Source organism: Streptomyces sp. NPDC056835 (assembly GCF_042789485.1).
Lineage (GTDB): Bacteria > Actinomycetota > Actinomycetes > Streptomycetales > Streptomycetaceae > Streptomyces.
Genome location: NZ_JBHUBB010000009.1, coordinates 65,070 through 85,775, shown reverse-complemented (window position 1 = coordinate 85,775; position 20,706 = coordinate 65,070). Strand labels below are relative to the sequence as shown.

16 protein-coding genes are annotated in these 20,706 nt (G+C 70.4%); 8 read left to right on the top strand and 8 right to left on the bottom strand.

Annotated elements, in window-relative coordinates; genetic code table 11:
- The first annotated feature begins 12 nt into the window (after positions 1–12).
- The 4 genes from ACFRMN_RS12520 (at position 13) to ACFRMN_RS12505 (ending at position 6,272) form a co-directional block, all read left to right on the top strand.
- Complete coding sequence (locus ACFRMN_RS12520) at positions 13–1,050, top strand: ABC transporter permease (RefSeq protein ID WP_383017452.1); 1,038 nt, start codon at positions 13–15, stop codon at positions 1,048–1,050.
- On the top strand, positions 1,047–2,018 hold the full coding sequence (locus ACFRMN_RS12515) for a carbohydrate ABC transporter permease (protein WP_383017449.1): 972 nt from the start codon (positions 1,047–1,049) through the stop codon (positions 2,016–2,018). Before ACFRMN_RS12520 ends, ACFRMN_RS12515 begins: the two co-directional genes overlap by 4 nt.
- A gap of 79 nt (positions 2,019–2,097) precedes the next feature.
- Entirely contained in the window at positions 2,098–4,305 is a 2,208-nt protein-coding gene (locus ACFRMN_RS12510; protein ID WP_383017446.1) for a 1,4-beta-glucanase, read from the top strand.
- Entirely contained in the window at positions 4,305–6,272 is a 1,968-nt protein-coding gene (locus ACFRMN_RS12505) for a beta-galactosidase (RefSeq protein ID WP_383017443.1), read from the top strand. The genes ACFRMN_RS12510 and ACFRMN_RS12505 overlap by 1 nt, the downstream gene beginning before the upstream one ends.
- 209 nt (positions 6,273–6,481) lie before the next feature.
- Here ACFRMN_RS12505 and ACFRMN_RS12500 read toward each other — a convergent pair whose 3' ends face one another.
- From ACFRMN_RS12500 to ACFRMN_RS12485, 4 genes are all read right to left on the bottom strand, one after another.
- Positions 6,482–7,516 (bottom strand): LacI family DNA-binding transcriptional regulator, encoded by a 1,035-nt coding sequence (locus ACFRMN_RS12500; protein ID WP_383017440.1) that lies wholly within the window; start codon positions 7,514–7,516, stop codon positions 6,482–6,484.
- A 174-nt stretch (positions 7,517–7,690) separates the two neighbouring features.
- Positions 7,691–8,908, bottom strand: coding sequence for an NAD(P)/FAD-dependent oxidoreductase (locus ACFRMN_RS12495; RefSeq protein WP_383017437.1), 1,218 nt, complete (start codon positions 8,906–8,908; stop codon positions 7,691–7,693).
- A gap of 14 nt (positions 8,909–8,922) precedes the next feature.
- Positions 8,923–9,117: a ferredoxin gene (locus ACFRMN_RS12490; RefSeq protein WP_383017846.1), complete on the bottom strand. Its 195-nt coding sequence runs from the start codon at positions 9,115–9,117 to the stop codon at positions 8,923–8,925.
- A 23-nt stretch (positions 9,118–9,140) separates the two neighbouring features.
- Entirely contained in the window at positions 9,141–10,340 is a 1,200-nt protein-coding gene (locus ACFRMN_RS12485) for a cytochrome P450 (protein WP_383017434.1), read from the bottom strand.
- Positions 10,341–10,546: 206 nt separating this feature from the next.
- Between ACFRMN_RS12485 and ACFRMN_RS12480 the strand changes: the two genes are divergently transcribed.
- The gene (locus tag ACFRMN_RS12480; RefSeq protein ID WP_383017431.1) at positions 10,547–11,107 is read left to right on the top strand and encodes a MarR family winged helix-turn-helix transcriptional regulator; all 561 of its coding nucleotides are present in this window, start codon (positions 10,547–10,549) and stop codon (positions 11,105–11,107) included.
- Between the two features lie 359 nt (positions 11,108–11,466).
- On the opposite strand, the gene ACFRMN_RS12475 is transcribed toward ACFRMN_RS12480, so the two are convergent.
- Both ACFRMN_RS12475 and ACFRMN_RS12470 read right to left on the bottom strand, forming a co-directional pair.
- Entirely contained in the window at positions 11,467–11,910 is a 444-nt protein-coding gene (locus ACFRMN_RS12475; protein WP_383017428.1) for a DUF6114 domain-containing protein, read from the bottom strand.
- Between the two features lie 2 nt (positions 11,911–11,912).
- Positions 11,913–12,554, bottom strand: coding sequence for a DUF6230 family protein (locus tag ACFRMN_RS12470; RefSeq protein ID WP_383017425.1), 642 nt, complete (start codon positions 12,552–12,554; stop codon positions 11,913–11,915).
- A gap of 646 nt (positions 12,555–13,200) precedes the next feature.
- Here ACFRMN_RS12470 and ACFRMN_RS12465 point away from each other — a divergent pair.
- The gene (locus tag ACFRMN_RS12465; RefSeq protein ID WP_383017422.1) at positions 13,201–13,917 is read left to right on the top strand and encodes a Tat pathway signal sequence domain protein; all 717 of its coding nucleotides are present in this window, start codon (positions 13,201–13,203) and stop codon (positions 13,915–13,917) included.
- Positions 13,918–14,016: 99 nt separating this feature from the next.
- Here ACFRMN_RS12465 and ACFRMN_RS12460 read toward each other — a convergent pair whose 3' ends face one another.
- A complete protein-coding gene (locus tag ACFRMN_RS12460; RefSeq protein ID WP_383017419.1) occupies positions 14,017–14,832 on the bottom strand; it encodes an SAM-dependent methyltransferase in 816 nt (271 codons plus the stop codon).
- Positions 14,833–15,104: 272 nt separating this feature from the next.
- On the opposite strand from ACFRMN_RS12460, the gene ACFRMN_RS12455 reads away from it, so the two are divergent.
- Together ACFRMN_RS12455 and ACFRMN_RS12450 are read left to right on the top strand one after the other, a co-directional pair.
- Positions 15,105–18,347, top strand: coding sequence for an alpha-L-rhamnosidase (locus ACFRMN_RS12455; protein ID WP_383017417.1), 3,243 nt, complete (start codon positions 15,105–15,107; stop codon positions 18,345–18,347).
- 366 nt (positions 18,348–18,713) lie between these two features.
- Positions 18,714–20,267 (top strand): helix-turn-helix domain-containing protein, encoded by a 1,554-nt coding sequence (locus ACFRMN_RS12450; protein ID WP_383017415.1) that lies wholly within the window; start codon positions 18,714–18,716, stop codon positions 20,265–20,267.
- Positions 20,268–20,489: 222 nt separating this feature from the next.
- Here the strand turns inward: ACFRMN_RS12450 and ACFRMN_RS12445 are convergent, their stop codons facing one another.
- Entirely contained in the window at positions 20,490–20,705 is a 216-nt protein-coding gene (locus ACFRMN_RS12445) for a ferredoxin (protein WP_383017412.1), read from the bottom strand.
- Position 20,706 lies beyond the last annotated feature (1 nt).

Here is a 20,706-nt window from a genome sequence, read left to right as displayed (position 1 = left end):
CAGGGAGTGCAGGTGTCGCAGAGCACGCTTCCGGACGCGGACGTACGCCGGCGTGCGCGGAGCTCGCTCCGGCCGCCGCGGCGGAAGGGCGGGAACCGGCCGCCGAAGCGCGGGAGGACTTGCGGACCGGCCCTCCGGGTGCGGCTGCGCCGGGACCGGGCACTGATCCTGATGACGCTGCCCGCCGTGCTGCTGGTGCTCGTCTTCAGCTATCTGCCGATCCTCGGCAATGTGGTGGCCTTCCAGGACTACGACCCGTACCTCAGCGACAACGGTTTCGTCGCGATGCTGGAGAGCCCCTGGGTCGGTTTCGAACAGTTCGCACGGATCTTCGGCGACTCCGCGTTCTGGGCCGCCGTACAGAACACCCTGGTGCTGTTCTTCCTCCAGCTGGTGCTCTACTTCCCCGTCCCGATCCTGTTCGCGCTGCTGATCAACAGCGTCGTACGGCCCAGGGTGCGTGCGGTCGCCCAGGCGGTGATGTATCTGCCGCACTTCTTCTCCTGGGTCCTGGTCGTCACCGTCTTCCAGCAGATCTTCGGCGGCGCGGGCATCATCGCCCAGACACTGCGGCGCCACGGCGTCGAGGGCTTCGACCTGATGACCGACCCCGGCCTCTTCAAGTTCCTGCTGACGGCCGAGGGCGTCTGGAAGGACGCCGGCTGGGGCATCATCGTCTTCCTCGCGGCGCTCGCCTCCGTCAACCACGAGCTGTACGAAGCCGCGGCGATGGACGGGGCGAACCGGTGGCGCCGGATGTGGCATGTCACGCTGCCCGCGCTGCGCCCGGTGATCGCTCTGCTGCTGGTGCTGCGCGTGGGGGACGCGCTGACCGTCGGCTTCGAGCAGATCCTGCTCCAGCGTGACGCGGTGGGACGCGACGCGGCGGAGGTCCTGGACACGTTCGTGTGGTGGACGGGCATCCGGAACCAGGACTTCGGTTACGCGGCCGCCGCCGGTCTGGTCAAGGGCGTCATCGGTCTGGGGCTGGTTCTCACGGCCAACAAGGTCGCCCATCTCATGGGCGAGCAGGGGGTGTACAAGAAGTGAGCGCCACCGACACCGCCGCCCCCACCGGCTCCGGGACCGCCGCCCCGCGTGGGCGCCGGCAGGGGAGCCGCTTCCGGGCCGCCCCGACACGTCCGGTCTGGGAGGAGAAGCCCACCAGGGCCGGACTCGCGGGCAAGGGCATCGCCCTCTCGGCCGCCTGTCTCGCGATCCTCTTCCCGCTCTGGATCGTGATCGTCACCAGCCTGTCCTCGCGGCGCACCATCGACGCGGCCGGCGGTCTGGTGATCGTGCCCAAGGACCTCACCCTCATCGCGTACGAGGAGCTGCTGAGCGGTGGTCAGGTACAGCGCGCCGCTCTGGTCAGCCTGGGAGTGACGGCCGTGGGCACGGCGTTCAGCATGGTGGTGTCCGTCCTGTGCGCGTACGGACTCTCCCGTACGAACTCCGTCGGGCACCGCTGGATCCTGATGACGCTGCTGGCCACGATGTTCTTCGGGGCCGGTCTGATCCCTACCTATCTCCTGGTCCAGGCGCTGGGGCTGACCGACACCTATCTGGCGCTGATCCTGCCGGGCGCGGTGAGCGTCTTCAATGTCCTGGTCCTGCGCTCGTTCTTCATGAACATCTCCCCGGAGCTGTTGGACAGCGCGCGGATCGACGGCGCGGGCGATCTCCGGATCCTGTGGCAGATCGTCGTACCGCTCTCCCGTGCCGTGATCGCGGTCATCGCGCTCTTCTACGCGGTCGGTTACTGGAGCGCCTGGTTCAACGCGTCGATCTATCTGACGGACCAGGACATGATGCCGCTGCAGAACGTCATGATCCAGCTGGTGCAGAAGCAGGAACCGCCGACGGGCCTGGGGCAGCGGATCAAGACCGGTCAGCTCTCCCCGCTCTCCGTGCAGATGGCCGTCATGGTGCTGGCGCTGCTGCCCGTCGCCGTCGCCTCGCCCTTTGTCCAGAAGCACTTCAGGAAGGGCATGCTCACCGGCGCTGTCAAGGGCTGACGCGCCCCCGGGCCTGCTCGCGCACGACCTCACCGGGTGCCGCCCCGGCGCGCACTCCCCCACGACGGAAGGTGACGTCATGTCCGATCCGACGCACGGACCCCGCAGACGTACGGTGCTCACCACGGCCTCCGGGACAGCGGCGGCCCTCGCGCTGACCGGCGCCCCGGCGATGGCCGTGCCCCGGCACTCCCCCGTCGCCGCCGACCGGGCGGCGGCCGAGCAGCCGTACCGCTGGCGCACGGTCACCATCGGTGGCACGGGCTTCCTCACCGGTGTGCTCTTCCATCCCGCGGTGAAGGGGCTGGCCTACGCCCGTACCGACATCGGCGGCGCGTACCGCTGGGACGACGCTGCCCAGCGCTGGACACCGCTCACCGACCATCTCGGCTGGGACGACTACCATCTGCTCGGCGTCGAGGCCATGGCCGTCGATCCGAACCAGCCCGACCGGCTCTATCTCGCTCTCGGCGCCTATACGCAGTCCTGGGCGGGCAACGGCGCCGTGCTGCGCTCCACCGACCGGGGTGCCACCTGGAGCCGTACCGCTCTGCCCGTGAAACTCGGCGGCAACGAGGACGGCCGGGGCGCGGGCGAGCGGCTGCTCGTCGACCCGCGCGACGGCGACACCCTCTATCTCGGCACCCGCCATGACGGACTGCTCAAATCGACCGACCGGGGCGCGAGCTGGGCCACCGCCGCTTTCCCCGCCGCCGCCGGCGCCTCCGGCCAGGGCATCACCTTTCTGGTGGCCGCCGGGCGTGTGGTGTACGCGGGGTGGGGCGACGGCGGCGGCGCGCTCTACCGTACGAGCGACGGCGTGGCGTGGGAGGCCGTCCCCGGTCAGCCGTCGGGCGCGTCGGCGCGGGTGCCGATCCGCGCGGCCTTCGACGCGAACGCCCTCTCCCTGTATGTCACTTACGCCAACGCGCCGGGCCCCAACAACCAGACCGACGGGTCGGTCCACCGGCTCGATACCGCCACCGGCGTCTGGAGCGAGGTGACGCCCGTCCGGCCCTCGGGGGGCGATGCCTTCGGCTACGGGGGCGTGGCCGTCGACGCCAGGGTCCCCGGTACGGTCGTCGTCTCCACCAACAACCGCTGGGGCCCGGTGGACACCCTCTACCGCTCCACCGACGGCGGCGGGAGCTGGGCCTCGCTCAAGGACACCGCGGCGCTCGACATCCGGGAGACGCCCTATCTCGGCTGGGGCGCCACGCCCAAGTTCGGCTGGTGGATCCAGGCCGTGGCGATCGATCCGTACGACTCGAAGCACCTCGTGTACGGCACGGGCGCCACCCTGTTCGCGACCCGCGATCTGGTGCGCTGGGCGCCCTGGATCCGGGGACTGGAGGAGTCCGCGGTACGACAGCTGGTCTCACCCGCCACCGGAGCCGCGTCTCTTCTCAGCGGTCTCGGCGATATCGGGGTGATGTACCACGAGTCGCTGACCGTCTCCCCCTCCCGGGGCATGGCCACGAACCCGGTCTTCGGCTCGGCGACCGGTCTGGCGCTGGCCACGCTGAAGCCGTCCTATGTGGTGCGCACCGGCTGGGGCGACCACGGGAACGGCGCCTCCTCGACGGACGGCGGCCAGAGCTGGCGCCCGTTCGCGGGGCAGCCCGCGATCGCGTCGACGGCTCCCGGACCGATCGCGGTGAGCGCCGACGGCGCCACGCTGCTGTGGTCGTTCGTCCACTGGGACGGTACGCGGCATCCCGGTTTCCGCTCCACCGACGGGGGCGCCGGCTGGAGTGAGGTGGCCACCTTCCCCAGGGGCGCGGTGCCGGTCGCCGACCCGGTCGACCCGCGGCGCTTCTATGTGTACGACACGGACGCCGGCGCCGTGTACCGCTCCACGGACGCCGGCGCGACGTTTGTGCGCGGCGCGGGCGGACTGCCCTCCGGGGACGTCCAGTTCCGGATCGCGGCGGCGCCGGGACGTACCGGTGATCTCTGGCTGTCGGCCAAATGGAACGGACTGTTCCGGTCGACCGACGGCGGTGGTTCCTTCACCAAGGTCACCAGCTGCAGGGCCTCGTACGCCCTCGGCTTCGGCAGGGCGGCCCCGGGAGCGGCCTATCCCGCCGTCTTCCAGACCGGCGCGACGGAGGACTTCGTCGGGGTGTACCGCTCCGACGACGCGGGGGCCGGCTGGATCCGGATCAACGACGACGCCCATCAGTGGGGCTGGACCGGTGAGGTGATCGCCGGCGATCCGCGCGTCCATGGCCGTGTCTATCTGGGCACCAACGGCCGCGGTATCCAGTACGGAGACCCCGTCTGATGCCTTCCCTGGACGACGCCACACGGGGCCGCGTGCTCTTCGGCGGCGACTACAACCCCGAGCAGTGGCCCGAGGAGACCTGGGCCCAGGACGTGCGGCTGATGAGAGAGGCCCGGGTCAACTCCGTCACCCTGGGCGTCTTCTCCTGGGCGAAGCTGGAACCCAGGCCGGGCGCACGGGACTTCGGCTGGCTCGACCGGCTGATGGACCTCATGGCGGAGAACGGCATCGGGGTCGTCCTGGCCACCCCGACCGCCTCCCCGCCGCCCTGGATGGGGTCGCGCCATCCGGAGACCCTGCCGCGCGACGAGGACGGCCGGACCGTGTGGTGGGGCTCCCGGCAGCAGTTCTGCCCCAGCTCGCCCGTCTACCGTGCGTACGCCGCCGCCCTCACCGAGGATCTGGCGGCGCGGTACGGCGGCCATCCGGCGCTGCGCATGTGGCACATCAACAACGAGTACTGCACCCACTGCTGGTGCGACGGGACGGCACGCCACTTCCGCGACTGGCTGCGCGCCCGGCACGGCGGTCTCGACGCGCTCAACGAGTCCTGGGGCACCGCCTTCTGGAGCCAGCGTTACGACAGCTGGGACGAGGTGATCCCGCCGCGGCGCGCCCAGTATCTGCGTAACCCCGGGCACACCCTCGACTTCCGGCGCTTCACCTCGGACGCGCTGCTGGAGTGTTACACCGCGGAACGCGACATCGTCGTGCGGCACACCCCGGACATACCGGTGACCAGCAACTTCATGCCGTTGTGGAGCGGTCAGGACGGCTGGGGATGGGCGGAGCGCGAGGATGTGGTGTCCGTCGACATCTACCCCGACCCGAGGGATCCGTACGGCGGTCAGTACAACGCGATGCTCGGTGATCTGACCCGCTCCCAGGCGCGGGGGCCCTGGGTACTGATGGAACAGGCGGCGGGACCGGTCAACTGGCGTGGCGTCAACCACCCCAAGCCGGCCGGCCTCAACCGGCTGCTGTCGTGGCAGTCGGTGGCACGCGGCGCCGACGCCATCTGCTACTTCCAGTGGCGCCAGTCCCGGCAGGGCGCGGAGAAGTTCCACTCCGGGATGCTCGGCCACGCGGGCGAACGGGGCCGCACCTTCCGGGAGATCAAACGCGTCGGCGCGGAACTCGCCCTGCTGGGACCGGAAGTGACGGGCACGCACACCGGCGATGAGATCGCCGTGTTGCACGACTGGGATTCCTGGTGGGCGGACCAGCAGGACGGCCGGCTCTCGTCCCGGCTCGACTACCCGGAGGTCCTGCGCGCCTGGCACCGCGCCCTGTGGGAGTCGAACCTCCGCACCGGCTTCGCCCGTCCCGATCACGATCTGAGCGCGTACCGGCTCGTGGTGGTGCCGCACTTGTATCTGCTGACCGACGCGGCGATCGACAACCTGGTCCGTTACGTACGCGACGGCGGCACCCTCGTGTCGGGCTTTCTGACGGGCGTCGCGGACGAGGACGACCGGGTCCGGGCGGGCGGGATGGACGCCCGGCTGCGCGACCTGTTCGGCATCGGCACCGTCCACGAGTGGTGGCCGCTGGACGCGGACGAGACCGTGGAGTGCGACGGCTTCCGGGCCACCCTGTGGTCCGAGGAGCTGGAGGTGTCGACGGGTGAGACCGTCAGCTCGTACACGAGCGGAGAGCTGGCCGGGCTTCCGGCCGTCCTGCGCAACGGCCGTGCCTGGTACGTCTCGACGCTCCCCGAGCCGGAGGCTCTGCGTGCGCTGCTCGCCCGGGTGGCGGACGGCGCGGGTGTCCGGCCTGTGCTGGCGGGACTGCCCGACGGGGTGGAGGCGGTACGCCGGGGCGAGCTGCTTTTTCTGCTCAACCACGGCGTGAAGGAGGCCACCGTCGCGGTCGGCGGCCCGTACCGGGAGCTGCTCGGCGATCGCGCGGTGGACGGCGCGGTGGAGCTCGGCCGCCACGGTGTGGCGATCCTCCGCCCGAGCTGACGCCGTGATGAACCACTGAACCACCCAACCGGTCAGCCACTCAGCCACTCAGCCACTCAGCCACTGAACCACCGAACCACGGATGAATCGCCGAACGCTCTACGACAGCATCTGAGGTTCGGGGGCGGGCTCCCGGACCATCGGGGCCAACTCCTCCTCGAACTGGGGTGTATGGGCCGGCTTCTCGGTCTCGGGCGGCTGACGCCACATCAGCTCGACCGGGGCAGCGGGTTCCCGGCGACGGCCCGGGGACCCGCGCTCTCCCGTACGGTCAACTCGGGCCGCAGCAGCACGACTTCGTCCGCGCCCCGGCCCGCGAGCTTCGCGACCACCTGCTCGACCGCGTGCCGTCCCATCTCCTGTGCCGGGACGGCGACCGAGGTGAGGGGGACGGAGGCATGGACGGCGACCTGATCGGGGCAGATGGCGACAACCGAGATGTCCTCCGGTACGGCGCGCCGCTGCTGGCGCAGCAGGGCCAGCAGCGGGTCGGTGGCGGCCTCGTTCTGGACGATGAACGCGGTGGTACCTGGACGTTCGTCGAAGATCCGGCCGACAGTGGCGGAGACGGCCGCGTAACTGCCCTCGCAGGGCCGGTGCAGCAGCCGCAGCCCCAGTTCTCCGCTGCGCTCACGCAGACCGCTCAGCGTACGTTCGGCGAAGCCGGTGAGGCGTTCGTACACTCCCGGGGCCTCGCCGATGACCGCTATCTCGCGGTGGCCGAGCCCCGCCAGATGCTCCGCGCACACGGCGCCGGCCGCGGCGAAATCGAGGTCCACACAGCTGAGTCCGGTGGTGTCGGCGGGCAGTCCGATGAGTACCGAGGGGCGCCGCGCCTCCCGCAGCAGCGGCAGCCGGTCGTCGTGCAGCTCCACATCCATCAGGATCATCGCGTCGGCGAGGGCGCTCCCCTCGATCCGGCGTACCGCCGCCGGCCCCTCCTCGCCGGTCAGCAGCAGCACGTCGTAGCCGAAGGTACGGGCCGTGGTGGCGACCGCGATGGCGATCTCCATCATCACCGGTACGTACATGTCCGTGCGCAGCGGCACCATGAGCGCGATGATGTTCGACCGGCTGCTGGCCAGCGCGCGGGCACCGGCGTTGGGGTGGTAGCCGAGCTGTTCGATGCTGCGCTCGACCCGCTCCCGGGTGGAGGCCGAGATGGACCGCTTGCCGCTGAGGACATAACTCACCGTGCTGGCGGACACTCCGGCATGCTGAGCGACATCGGCAAGGGTGACCATTCAGCTCTCCAGGCAGGCCGGTTGAGGCGTGAAGCGCTTCGACAGATCCGCCTTCGAGACTAGATGGCATGTCTATGACCTGTCCATAGTCGGATCGAAGCGCTTCGACACCCACCCTCACGAAGAGCGGGTCCGGCCGACCGGCCGGACCCGCTCACACGAGAGTGACTGCCGCTATGTCACCAGCTCCGTGCGCGCGCCGACCGCGGTCTCCCAGTCGGCACCCTCGGCCACCAGCGCGCGGTACGGACGGGCCGCCCGCGCCATGTTGACGGAGACCGCGCCGCTCACCCGGCCGTCGCGCCCGTAGAGGGCGATGAGCTTGCGGTCCGCGACCGCGCCCTCGACGACGCGCATCCGGTCGGCGTCCCGTGTACGGCCGAAGATCTGCACCTTCAGGTCGTACTGATCGGACCAGACATACGGAACGGGAGCGAACGGAACGGCGTCACCGGGCCCGGCGAGGATGTTCCTGGCGACGGCCAGGCCCTGTTCGGCGGCGTTCGTGCGGTGCTCGATCCTGGTCGGGGCGCCGGTGCGCGGGTGCAGCCAGCAGGCGACATCGCCGGCCGCCCAGACCCCCGACCCGGCGTACAGGGTGGGATCGCACTCCACTCCGTCGCCGACCGGAAGCCCGCTCCCTTCCAGCCAGGCTGTGCTGGGCCTGGCCCCGATCCCGACCAGTACCGCGTCCGCGGGGAGCGTACGGCCGTCGGCCAGCCGTACCCCGGTGACCCGGCCGCCCTCGGAGCTGATCCCCTCGACGAGCACGCCTGTCTCCAGCCGTACTCCGTGGTCGCGGTGCACCTCGGAGAGCATCGTGCCCAGTTCCGGACCGAGTACGTCGGACAGCGGCATCGGGACATCGCTGACCATGGTGACCTCGCTGCCCAGTTCACGGGCCACCGCGGCGGCCTCGCAGCCGACGAAGCCCGCCCCGACGATGACGAGCCGCGGCCTGCCGCGCAGATCGTCCCGCAGCCCGAGGGCGTCCTCCAGGGTGCGCAGCACATGCACCCCGGCGATGCCTTCCGTACCGGGCAGCCGCCGGGCGGCGGCGCCCGTCGCCACCACGAGGGCGTCGTAGCCGATCCGTTCACCGTCGGCCAGGACGACCTCGCGCCCCGCCGTGTCCAGGGACGTCGCCCGGACACCGAGCCGCAGATCGAGCCGGAGGTCCTTCAGTACGTCCTCGCCGCGCAGCCGCAGCCGCTCGGGCTCCCAGGCGCCGGACAGCAGCTGCTTCGACAACGGCGGTCTGTCGTAGGGGAGATGGACCTCCTCACCGATGAGGGTGATACGCCCCTCGAAGCCGGCCCGGCGCAGCCCCTCGGCGGTGGACATACCCGCCGCCGAGGCGCCCACGACGGTCACATGCCGGACTTCGCTCACTCCCGCTCCGCTCACTATGGCTCCAGTCGGATCGCGGCGGCCGGACAGATGAGCGCGGCCTCGCGTACCTGCTCGTGCAGCACGACCGGCGGCCGCGCGTCGAGTACGAATGCTATGCCGTCCTCGTCCCGCTGGTCGAACACTTCAGGGGCGGCGATGACGCACTGTCCCGCTCCGCAGCACTTGTCCTGGTCGAGCTGAACTTCCATGTTCTCCCTCTCCGCTCCGGTGGTCACCAGGCCACCGGAAGCGCGTACACCCCGTACACGCCCATGTCGGCACGGAAGCGGATGTCCTCGAACGGCACGTCGAGCCGCAGGTCGGGCAGCCGGCGGATGATGGTCTCCAGCGCTATCTGGAGCTCCACCCGGGCCAGCGGCTGGCCCAGGCACTGATGCACGCCGAAGCCGAAGGCGACATGGCGGCGGGCGTCCCGGGTCACATCGAGGTCCCCGCCGGACGGGAAGACATCCGCGTCACGGTTGGCGGTGTTGAGCGTGCAGATCACGCCCTCGCCCGCGCGGATCGTACGGCCGCCGACGGTGACATCCTCGGTGGCTGCCCTGGTGACCCCGTTGTGCACGATGGTCAGATAGCGCAGCAGTTCCTCGACCGCCCCCTTCACCAGGGAGGGGTCTTCCTGGAGCCGGGTCCACTGGTCCGGTTCGCGCAGCAGGGCGAGCACGGACAGCGCGGTCATGTTCGCGGTCGTCTCATGACCGGCGACCAGCAGCAGCAGCCCCATGGCCGCCGTCTGGGGCATGGTGAGCTCGCCCCGGGCCATCAGCCGGCTGATGATGCCGTCGTCCGGCGCCTGCTCCTTGGACTTCGCCAGCGTGGTCAGATACTCGACCAGTTCGTCCCTGGCGACCAGGACCTCGGCCTCCGTCGAATCGTTGTGCAGCAGGACGCGGCTGCGTGCCTGGAAGTAGTCGTGGTCCTCGTAGGGCACCCCGAGCAGCCGGCAGATCACCAGGGACGGCAGCGGCAGCGCGAACTCCGTGACCAGGTCGGCCGCCGACCGGGAGGCGGTCATCCGGTCCAGCAGATCGTCGGTGAGGCGCTGGATCTCCGGGCGCATCGCCTCGATCTTCTTGACCATGAAGTCGGCGGTGAGCATCCGGCGCAGCCGGGCGTGGTCCGGGTCGTCCATCCGGATGAAGCTCGACTCGCCCTCGGCCACCTTCTTGCGTGCGGGGGTGAGGAAGGGGTAGCCGGGGCGGGTCGCCTCGGCGCTGAACCGCGGGTCGCCGAGGACCGCGCGGACGTCTTCGTGACGGGTGATCAGCCAGCACTGGGAGCCGTCCCAGAGCGTCACCCGGGTCACGGGGGCTTCCTCGCGTGCCTGTTCGTACGAGGGAGGCGGGGCGAAGGGACAACCGCCCCGGGAGGCGGGGGCGGTGAGGAGCGGGGGGTGGTCGGTGACGGTCATGGGGGGTTCTCCTTCGCACAGGGTGCGGATGGACTTCCAGGGAGACCGGGCGAGCGAATTGCCTAACAAAAGCAATTAACTCTCGGTCACGCTAACGCGCCTGTACGTACTGAAGGAAGGGGGCAGAGGAGCGGGTTCCACATTGGCCGAATGCCGACCGCCGCCGACTGCGCCCCCTTGCGCGGTGATGCCGTTACAGTTCCTCCATGCCGGACGCCGACACCGCCCCGGAACCCACAGCCGCATTGGAGAAGATGCTGGCTCTGCTGTCGTATCTGCTCACCCGCTCCCAGGCGCACGACCAGCAGATCTCGCAGGCAGGCGTCACCGCGCGCCGCTCGGACGTGTATCTGCTGCTGGCCCTCGACAAGAGCGAAGGCGGCAGCAGGGTCGGCGATCTCGCCGACCGGCTCATGGTCGAGCCCTCCCATGTCACCCGTCAGATCGCCCGGTTGCAGGCCCAGCGGCTCGTCGAACGCACACCCGATCCGCTCGACGGCCGCGCCCGCCGGGTGGTGATCACGGCGGAGGGCACGGCTCTGCTCACCCAGCTCCACCGGGCCAACCGCGACAGTCTCCAACGGGCCCTGCACGGCGTGGAGGAACGCGACATCGCCACCACCGTCGATGTGCTCCAGCGGCTCGTCGACGGTTATGTGCGCCGGGTACGTACGCAGGCCCTTCCGGAACAGTACGAGGCCCGCGCCCCGGGCGCGACCGGCGGCGTCCCCGACCAGCGCGCGTCCGGCGTTCAGGAAGCCGGCTGAACCGCGCCATGTCCCTTGGGGGCGGGGACAATCCGAGGCTCCTTGTCGTGGACATGGCGTAATCGAGACGGTGGCCCGGGGCACGCCGCCCGGACACGATCCGTTCAGCACATCCCGATGCGCCGGCTGTCCCCCCACACTGGTGACGGGGCGTCACCCGGCCAGGAACGAAGGCGACCCGGGATGCCTGACAGGTGGCAGCGGCACGTCCGGCCGATCGGGCTCGTCTCGGCACTCGTCCCGTCAACCGGGTACGGGCCCTGCTCACGGCCCGGCTGCCCTCCGGCGCACGGGTGACCACGACCGGGTGACCGTCACCTACCTATGGACCGGCCTGTACGCGTCATCGGTCCGCACCGTCACACCGTCTCGCGTGGAGCCCGCCGCCGCCAGTGGCGCGGCTCCTGGTCGGGCAGCCAGCCGAAGGCCAGCGAGCTGCCGATGACGCCGAGCAGCAGACCGACGAAGAACCCGCCCAGATTGGACGTGACCCAGGTGCCCAGGGTGACCAGCACACCGATGACCGAATAGAACAGCCGCTGCCCCGGGTTCAGCAGTACCAGCAACCCGCATACGGCCATGACCAGCGGAAGCAGATAGGCGGCGATACCTCCCGCGCCCGCCTGCAGGACAACCGAGATCGAGGCCTGTTCGGTGAGCAGGATCTCCACTCCGCCGAGCAGCAGGAGCGCCCCGCCCCAGAAGGGGCGGCGTCCGCGCCAGGCGGTGAAGGCACGCAGCGGATGGCGGCCCCCGGCCGGGACGGCGGTCCCGGCCGGGGGGTTCGTTTCGAGGGGAGCCACGCTCAGCAGCCCTTCGAACTGAAGTTGAGATGAAGGTTGGGCAGCCGGAACTTGGCAGCGGTGGTAGCCCAGTTGGTCTGGCGCAGATTGGTGATGGTGACGGTGTCGGCCTGCTGGCCGAAGACGCCGAGGGGCCCCTTGACGCCCGCCTTGGTGAAGGTGCTCGCGTCGCCGCCGATCTCGATGTTGTCGAAATCGGCCTGATTGCCCGTCAGGACCGTGGAGTCGGTGGTCAGATCGGTCGCGGACACGGGTGTCCCCTTGTCGCCCGCGGTGATGTGCAGATAGGTGCCGCCGATTTCGACGCTCTGGCAGAGCTTGGTGAGTTTGGCCTTCTTGATGGCGGAAACCACCACCAGGACCTGGCCTCCGGTGTCACCGGCGTTGGGGCTGCCCTCCGCCATGTTGTCCATGCCGCCGAACTGCTCGAAGCCCTCGCCCTCCAGGCGGTCGGCCGTGACCGTGAAGGGCATGCCGGAGATGGCGAACTGAGCGGCGATGGCGCCCTGCGCCGTGAGGATCCCGAGGGTGGCGGCCGCGGCGACCGCCGGTACGCCCATGAGCGCGGCGCGGCGGAACCGCACTCTCCCCCGCCGTTCGGCTTCCTCTGGCGTTTCACCGCCGGTGATTTCGGACGTGGCCATGAGCTGCTCCTGATGGTGTGATGACCGGAACGAGCTTGCGCGGCGATGTCCTGGCGCGGACGGCTCCCGGCGCCGGCGGGGTTTCCCCGGAACCGGAGCATGTATTCAAAGCCCCGCCCGCCCGGCGGGCGGACGGCGCTGCTTTGAAGACACACCCTGGCTGACGGCGCGGCCATGGGAGTCGACCCGGAAAGTTACTCCCAGGTATCCACGCGGTCAACCACCTTGTGAAAATTGGGTGTTGATCGCGCACGAGGCCCGGTGCGCGCCCCCGGCAGTGCCGCTGACGTCTGGGTACCGTGGGTAACATTCATCGGCGACTTCCCTCTCGGGGCCTTGACTCCGTGCAGGGGACAGGTTTACAACCCTCTTGGGTTTCCTTCTGTGCCGCGCTCGTCCGCGGCGCGGTGCGGGTCCGTGGCGCCGGTCCCGTACCGCGACCGTTCACCCCACACGCCCTCTCGGCGCTGCCCCGCGGGCACCGCCCTCTCGCACCGTCCTGCCGCTCCGCCACTCTGTGAGGAGCGGGTGCCACAGCCGGCCGCATCCCTCGCCGGCCATGACGACGCGCCCGGCCGAGCCGCCACAGCGCGTACGTAACACCTCACACCTCACTTCACCTCACCGCTCGCGAAAGGGACTTCGCATGGGTACTCGCACGGGCTTACGGCGCACTGTTCTCGCCGTCGCCGGCGTCAGCGCCGCTGTCGCGCTCACCACCACCGCAACGGCCTCCGCCACCGGTACGACGTCCACCACCGGTACGGCCGCCATCGGGGCCGCCGCCGGCAATGTCCTTACCTACGGCAGCGCGGCCGGCCCCGCCGTCGCGGTCGGGGACGTCTTCACCTCCTCGCTCAGCGGCGGCGCGAGCGTCGCGATCCGTACCACTGCCGGCGGATCCACCGGGATCACCTGCACGACGTCGCAGTTCACCGCGACCGTCACCGGCAATCCGGCCGCGCCGGGAACCGCCACCGAGTCGCTGACGGCGCACACCTTCGGCGGCTGCACATCGAACATTCTGGGAACCACCGGGGTTCAGGGCATCACCGTCGACCGGCTGCCCTACAACACGACGGTCACCTCCGGGGGGCCGCTCACGGTGGGCGCCGGAGCGGCGGGCGCGGTACAGACGACCGTCAAGCTGAACACCCTGCTCGGCCTGACGACCTGCGTCTACACCTCCACAGGGCTGAGCGGCGCCACATCCAACACCGACAACTCCATCACCTTCGCCAACCAGTTGTTCAGCAAGTCGTCGGGGCCGGCCACCTGCCCGGGCTCCAGCTACTTCTCCGCCAAGTACGGCCCGGTCAAGGACACGAGCCAGTCCGGCAGCCCGTCCGTATTCATCAACTGACGTACGGACATGGTGTGTTGACACGTTGACGCACTGGCACACCGATGCCCATGCGACAGCGTTCGCATGGGCATCGGCCGGCGACCGGGCAGGTGATACTCAGGCGTTCTTCCGGGCGACGCCTCCGTACATGGCGATGTCGCGGTCGTCGATGTCCTCCTGGTCGGCGTCCGGCCGCCAGTGGTGGACCTGGGTGACGCCCGGCTGGACCAGATCCAGACCGTCGAAGAACGCCTCGGCCTCGGCGTGTGTACGCAGCTGCATGGGCATACCGCGGCGTGCGTACTCGGCGGCGACGCGGCCCACCTCCTGCGGGGCGAAGTCGGCGGTGCCGATGGTCATGGCCAGGAAGCTGCCCGCCGGCAGCGGGTCCAGCAGGCGCCGGACGAGACCGTGGTCGTCGTCGGTGTCGAGGATGAAGTGCAGGATGCCGATGATCAGCAGCCCGACCGGTTCGCGCAGATCGAGGAGTTCCTGGAACTGGGGCGAGCCGAGGATCGCGTCGGGGTCGCGCATATCGGCGTCGACATAGGCGGTGCGGCCCTCGGGGGAACTGGTCAGCAGCGCCCGCGCGTGCGCGAGCACGATCGGGTCGTTGTCGACGTAGACGATGCTCGCGTCGGGGCGGACCTCTTGGACGACCTCGTGCACATTGGGCGAGGTGGGCAGGCCCGTGCCGATGTCGAGGAACTGCCGGATGCCCTCCTCCCGCGCGAGATGCCGGGCCGCGCGATGCATGAACTCCCGGTTGGCCCGCATGTGCACCGGCAGCGCCCGCCACTCGCGGCACATCGCGTCTCCGGCTTCCTTGTCGACCGGGTAGTTGTCTTTTCCGCCCAGGATGTAGTCATAGACGCGGGCCGAATGCGCCTCGCCCGTGTCGATCCGCCGTACTGGATTCTCCTGCTGCGCCATCTTCACTCCAGGTCCCGATCGAAGCTTTGGCCAGGAGTCTAGGCACTGAGACATCTCAAGATCGCGTGGAGTGGACACATACAAGGAACATGAAAGGATTCAACCGATCCTCCAGGGAAGCTAGAGCAACGCCAACCACCCCGTCAATAGGGGGAACTTGTCATTCTCCCGGCCGTGGCAAGGTCGCCACAGAACCCTTGACAGGCCACACGCGTCTCCCTACTTTCACAAAAGTGAAACGATTCATCTTCGAGTCGTAACGGAGTCGCATTGTGATCAGCAGAAGACGACTGCTCGGCACGTCCGCCACCGCCCTGGGCACAGCGCTTGTCGCCGGGACCGTTCCGGCCGCCGGAGCCGATCGGTCCATGGCCCCCGCCGCGGGGCCGAGTGCCGGGGCGGGCGCGCGCGTCAGCGAACCGACCGTCGAGTACGTCCGCCAGCCGCTCGGCCTCGACACCCCGCGTCCCAGGCTGAGTTGGCCCGTGGTGTCGGACCGGCCGGGAGTGCGGCAGAGCGCGTATCAGATACGGGTCGCCACCTCTCCGGAACGTCTTGCCACGCCCGACGTCTGGGACAGCGGGCGGATCACCTCCTCGCAATCGGTCCTGGTCCCGTACGCGGGCCCTGAGTTGAAGGCACGTACCCGCTACCACTGGTCGGTGCGGGTGTGGGACGCCGACGGCAGGGCGTCGGGGTGGAGCGCGCCGTCCTGGTGGGAGACCGGACTCACCGACGCCTCCGACTGGTCGGCACGCTGGATCGCCGCGCCGGCCGCGCTCGTCGGCGCGCCCGCACTGGACGGCGCCTCCTGGATCTGGTTCCCCGAGGGGGATCCGGCGAGCAGCGCCCCGGCGGCGACCCGTTGGTTCCGGGGCCGGGCCGAGATACCGGCCGGCGTCACCCGCGCCCGGCTGGTCATGACCGCCGACGACGGCTGCACCGCCTCGGTGAACGGCGTCCGTGTCGCGCACACCGAGGCGAACGGCCCCGCGGAGAACTGGAAACGCCCCGTCGTCGTCGATGTGACCGGCCAACTGCGCCCCGGCGCCAATGTGATCGCCGTCTCCGCCACCAACGCGACCACCGGTCCAGCGGGTCTGCTCGGTCTGCTGGAGCTGACGACAGCGGACGGCACCACCGCCTTCGCCACCGACGGCAGTTGGCGGACCACCGACCGGGAGCCCTCCGGCGACTGGCAGAGCACCGATTACGACGACGCCGCGTGGCCCGCCGCCAAGACGCTCGCCGCGTGGGGCTCGGGCCCCTGGGGCGCGGTGCGGGTCTCCTACTCCCCCGCCGCGCAGCTGCGCCACGAGTTCCGGCTGCGGAGCGGGGCGAAGGTCGCACGCGCCCGGCTCTACTCCACGGCACTCGGGCTGTACGACGCGTATCTCAACGGCGAGCGGATCGGCGAGGACCGGCTCGCGCCCGGCTGGACCGACTATCACCAGCGCGTCCAGTACCAGACGTACGACGTGACCCGGCTGCTCAGATCCGGTGCCAACGCCCTCGGGGCGACGGTCGCGGCGGGCTGGTACGCGGGGAACATCGCCTGGTTCGGCCCGCACCAGTACGGCGAACGGCCCGCCCTGCTCGCCCAGTTGGAGGTCACGTACACCGACGGCACGACTGAGCGGGTGCTGTCGGGCACCGACTGGCGCGCTGCGACCGGCCCCGTGACCAGCGCCGATCTGATGGCGGGCGAGGAGTACGACGCCCGGCTGGAGACCGAGGGCTGGACGCGCCCCGGGTTCGACGCGACCGGCTGGTTGGCGGCCGAATCCGTCGACGAGGTCACCGCCGCGCTCGTGGCGGAGGTGGACGGTCCCTCACGGGTGGCGGGTGAGCTGCCCGCGAAGAAGGTGACGGAACCCCGGCCCGGCGTCTTCGTCTTCGATCTCGGCCAGAACATGGTCGGCGCGGTCCGGCTGACCGTCTCCGGCGCGGCCGGTACCACCGTACGGCTGCGCCACGCCGAGGTGCTCAACCCGGACGGCACGCTCTACACGGACAATCTGCGCACCGCCCGCGCCACTGACACCTACACGCTCAAGGGCGGTGGCCAGGAGACCTATGAGCCGCGCTTCACCTTCCACGGCTTCCGCTATGTCGAGGTGACGGGCTATCCGGGGACGCCATCGCCCGGCGCGGTCGTGGGGCGTGTCATCCACACGTCGGCGCCGTTCACGATGGACTTCAGAACGAACGTCCCGATGCTCAACCAGCTGCACAGCAATATCACTTGGGGCCAGCGCGGCAACTTCCTCTCCGTCCCCACCGACACGCCCGCCCGTGACGAACGGCTCGGCTGGACCGGCGACATCAATGTCTTCGCGCCCACCGCCGCGTACACCATGGAATCGGCGCGCTTCCTCACCAAGTGGCTGTGGGATCTGCGGGACGCGCAGGAGGACGACGGCGCCCTCACCCATGTCGCCCCGGATATCGCCGGGGTCGGCAGCGGCGCCGCCGGCTGGGGAGACGCCGGGGTCACCGTGCCCTGGGCGCTCTACCAGGCGTACGGGGACGTCCGGGTGCTGGAGCAGTCGTGGACCTCCATGCTGAAGTGGCTCGACTATCTGGAGGCGCACAGCAGCGGCTATCTGCGTCCCGCCGACGGGTTCGGCGACTGGCTCAACATCCAGGACGAGACACCCAAGGACGTCATCGGCACGGCCTACTTCGCGCACAGCGCCGACCTCGTCGCCAGGGTCGCCGAGGTCCTGGGCAAGGACCCGGCGCCGTACGCCGCCCTGTTCCGCGCCGTACGCGACGCCTTCCGCGCGGCCTATGTCTCCGCGGGCGGACGGGTGAAGGGCGACACGCAGACCGCGTACGTCCTGGCCCTGTCCATGGACCTGCTGGCCGACACCGACCGCGGGCGCGCCGCCGACCGGCTCGTCGAGCTCATCAGGGCCAAGGACTGGCATCTGTCGACGGGCTTCCTGGGCACCCCGCGGCTGCTGCCGGTCCTCACCGCCACCGGTCACAACGATGTCGCCTACCGGCTGCTGACACGGCGGACGTTCCCCAGTTGGGGCTACCAGATCGACCAGGGCGCCACGACGATGTGGGAGCGGTGGGACTCCATCAGGCCGGACGGCGGTTTCCAGGACGCCGGGATGAACTCCTTCAACCACTACGCGTACGGCTCGGTGGGCGAGTGGATGTACGCGAACATCGTCGGTATCGCCCCGGGTGGCCCGGGGTTCCGGAAGATCGTCGTACGGCCGCGGCCCGGTGGCGGGGTGACGGAGGCCGAGGGGCGCTACGACTCGCTCTACGGCCCGGTCACCACACACTGGACGACGGACTCCGACGGCTTCCGGCTCACCGTCTCCCTGCCCGCCAACACCACCGCCGAGGTGTGGATCCCCGAGGGCGGCACGGCGACCGGTGCGACCGGGAAGGGCGGGTCGGACGTACGGCACAAGACCGCCACGTTCCTGCGCCGGGAGGACGGCTGCGCCGTGTTCGCCGCCGGTTCCGGGAGGCATCACTTCACCGGCTGAGCGAGCCGACGGAGTCACCGCCGATACGGCCACGAACGGAGGGCGTCGGGTCGGGTCGGGTCGGGGTGTCATGGCAACTCGGTGGCGGGCCTCACAGTTGAGGCCGGGGACCGCTTAGAGCGGAACGCCGGTCCGTTCCCGGCCCGGAGGGGCCCGCTGCCTTGCCGGTCATGCTCCCGCCCACCCCCGTGGCACAGCCTGTGCCGAGTCCGGCACGCCCGGTGGGGATGCGGAAGCGTCCGGCCGGAGCGCCGAGCGGGACGTCGACGCCCCTCCTCGGTGCAACGCACCCTGGGGCGACGCGCCTTAGACTGGACGTTGCCGGGAGGGGCACTCGTCCCGTACGGACTCGGAGGGAAGCAACTGATGGAAGGGGACCCGGGGAGACGGGCGCCCGACGGCCGGCTCGATGAATTCCTTTATGTGGTCGGGCAGTTGGCGTGGCGGCCGGACGCCGGGATGCGAGGCGTGGTCGACTGGCTCCACCGCCAGCTGGGCACGGAGATCGCTCTCATCGACGGCGCGGGCGCGATGGAGCTGTCCACCGCGCGCTTCCCCGAGGAGGTCCTCGGGCCGCTCGGGCCGATGCTCACCCGGCTGGTCACCGGCCGGATGGCCTCGGCCGCCACGGAGATCGGGGCGGTGCACCTACGGCTGGAGGCGGTCGGGACCGAGTCACCTCGCCGGGTGCTGGTGCTCGCGGGGCCCGCCGGGCTGAGCCCCCGGGCCTCGTCCCTCGCGTCGCACACCGGAAGCGTCATCAGCATCCTGCACCGCGCCCGCGCGGCCGACACGGCGTTCCACGGATACCAGGAGAAGGCGCACCAACTGCGGGTGGCCCTCTTCATGGCGCTCATGGCCGGGGATCCGGTGCTGGCCCGCCGGATGACGACCGGGGCCGTACCCGCGCTGCTGGACTGCGACCTGATCCGGGTCCATCTGCTGCGCTGCCCGCCGGAGGACCGGGACCGGCTCGCGCGGGCCTACCAGGACTCCTCGGGCTACCACGGCCGGGGTCTGATGGTGCGCTGCCCCGTCTATGACGAGCATCTGATCTGCCTGATCGCCGAGGACGACGGACCGCGGGGCGACGAAGGGCGGTGTCCTGACGCGCTGGGCGGACCAGGCGGTCCCGGCGGTCTGGGCGCGGCCCTGCGCGAGCTGGTCGGGGAAACTCCGTGTTACGCGCTGGGCATCAGCGGCGCGCATCCGCTCCACGCGACGGCCGAGGCGTACGAACAGGCCAAGCACGCCCTCGCGGTGGCGGGCAACACCCCCGGCAGGGTGGCCGGTTACCGGGGCCAGGAGCCGCTGGAACGACTGCTCCCGCGCGACGCGGCCGTCGGCTGGGCCCATTCCTTTCTCCGGCCGCTGCGCTCGCTGCCCGCGCTCGCCCTCGAAACGACCCGGCTGGCGATGCACTTCCCGCGATCCGGTGTGGCCGGTCTGCTGGGCATCAGCCGCAACACCGTCACGGCCCATCTCAAACGCGCCGAGGACGCACTCGGTGTCGACCTCCGGGAGGTCCGTTCCCGCGCTACCGTCGCGCTGGCCCTCGCCATCACCAGCCTGCATCAGGACGCCGAACCCGTCGACGGGGGCCCGGCCGTCCCCGGCGCCGAAGCTCTGTTCCACACCCGGGCGGCCGCCGCGTGGGCCGAGGGTTTCCTCGAACCCCTCGGCGGCGCCGACCATCGCCGGGTACGGACCACACTGCGTACCTGGATCGAGACGAACACCGACGCGCAGCGAACCGCTCGGAGCCTCGGCAGCAGCCGTACCACCGTCGCGGCGCATCTGCGTACCGCGGAGCGCCTGCTCAACCGGGATCTGCTGACGACCGGTTCCGGCGTCCACGATCTCGTGTACGCCTTCGGTCTGCTGGGCGAGATCCCGCTCGCCCCCGACCGTGCACCGTGACCAGAGAGCCGTCCTCCCGACCGCGCACGACGCACCACCCGCGCGCCGCTCTGTGCGTCGTGCACACCCCACCGGGGAGTTCGGGCACCGTGACCAGTGACCGGGCCTGTCATCCGTCCGAGTGAGGCGATCTAATTCCGGTGTTGGGTTCGGCCGCCTCGCATCGGGGGACGAGGTGGCCGAATCACGGCCGGAAGGGCGTGTCAGGGACGGAAGGGCATGTCAGGGGCGCGGGGCGATCTCGCGTTTTCCGTCCACGACGGTGATCGCCATCGCCGGGCACGAGTCGGCCGCGTCCAGCACGGCCTCATGGGGCTCGACGCTCCCGGCGAGGGGCCGCGCCCGGTCGTCCTCCAGGGTGAAGTGGTCGGGCGCCATCCCCGCGCACATGCCCGACCCCATACAGCGTTCTCCGTCGACATGGAGTTGCCAGGCCATC

Coding starts and splice junctions, on each gene's coding strand:
- ACFRMN_RS12485 (WP_383017434.1), bottom strand. CDS start 10,340: ATGACCGTCACCGACCACCCCCCGCTCCTCACCGCCCCCGCCTCCCGG.
- ACFRMN_RS12470 (WP_383017425.1), bottom strand. CDS start 12,554: ATGGCCACGTCCGAAATCACCGGCGGTGAAACGCCAGAGGAAGCCGAA.
- ACFRMN_RS12460 (WP_383017419.1), bottom strand. CDS start 14,832: ATGGCGCAGCAGGAGAATCCAGTACGGCGGATCGACACGGGCGAGGCG.
- ACFRMN_RS12505 (WP_383017443.1), top strand. CDS start 4,305: ATGCCTTCCCTGGACGACGCCACACGGGGCCGCGTGCTCTTCGGCGGC.
- ACFRMN_RS12465 (WP_383017422.1), top strand. CDS start 13,201: ATGGGTACTCGCACGGGCTTACGGCGCACTGTTCTCGCCGTCGCCGGC.
- ACFRMN_RS12480 (WP_383017431.1), top strand. CDS start 10,547: ATGCCGGACGCCGACACCGCCCCGGAACCCACAGCCGCATTGGAGAAG.
- ACFRMN_RS12490 (WP_383017846.1), bottom strand. CDS start 9,117: ATGGAAGTTCAGCTCGACCAGGACAAGTGCTGCGGAGCGGGACAGTGC.
- ACFRMN_RS12445 (WP_383017412.1), bottom strand. CDS start 20,705: ATGGCCTGGCAACTCCATGTCGACGGAGAACGCTGTATGGGGTCGGGC.
- ACFRMN_RS12510 (WP_383017446.1), top strand. CDS start 2,098: ATGTCCGATCCGACGCACGGACCCCGCAGACGTACGGTGCTCACCACG.
- ACFRMN_RS12500 (WP_383017440.1), bottom strand. CDS start 7,516: ATGGTCACCCTTGCCGATGTCGCTCAGCATGCCGGAGTGTCCGCCAGC.
- ACFRMN_RS12450 (WP_383017415.1), top strand. CDS start 18,714: ATGGAAGGGGACCCGGGGAGACGGGCGCCCGACGGCCGGCTCGATGAA.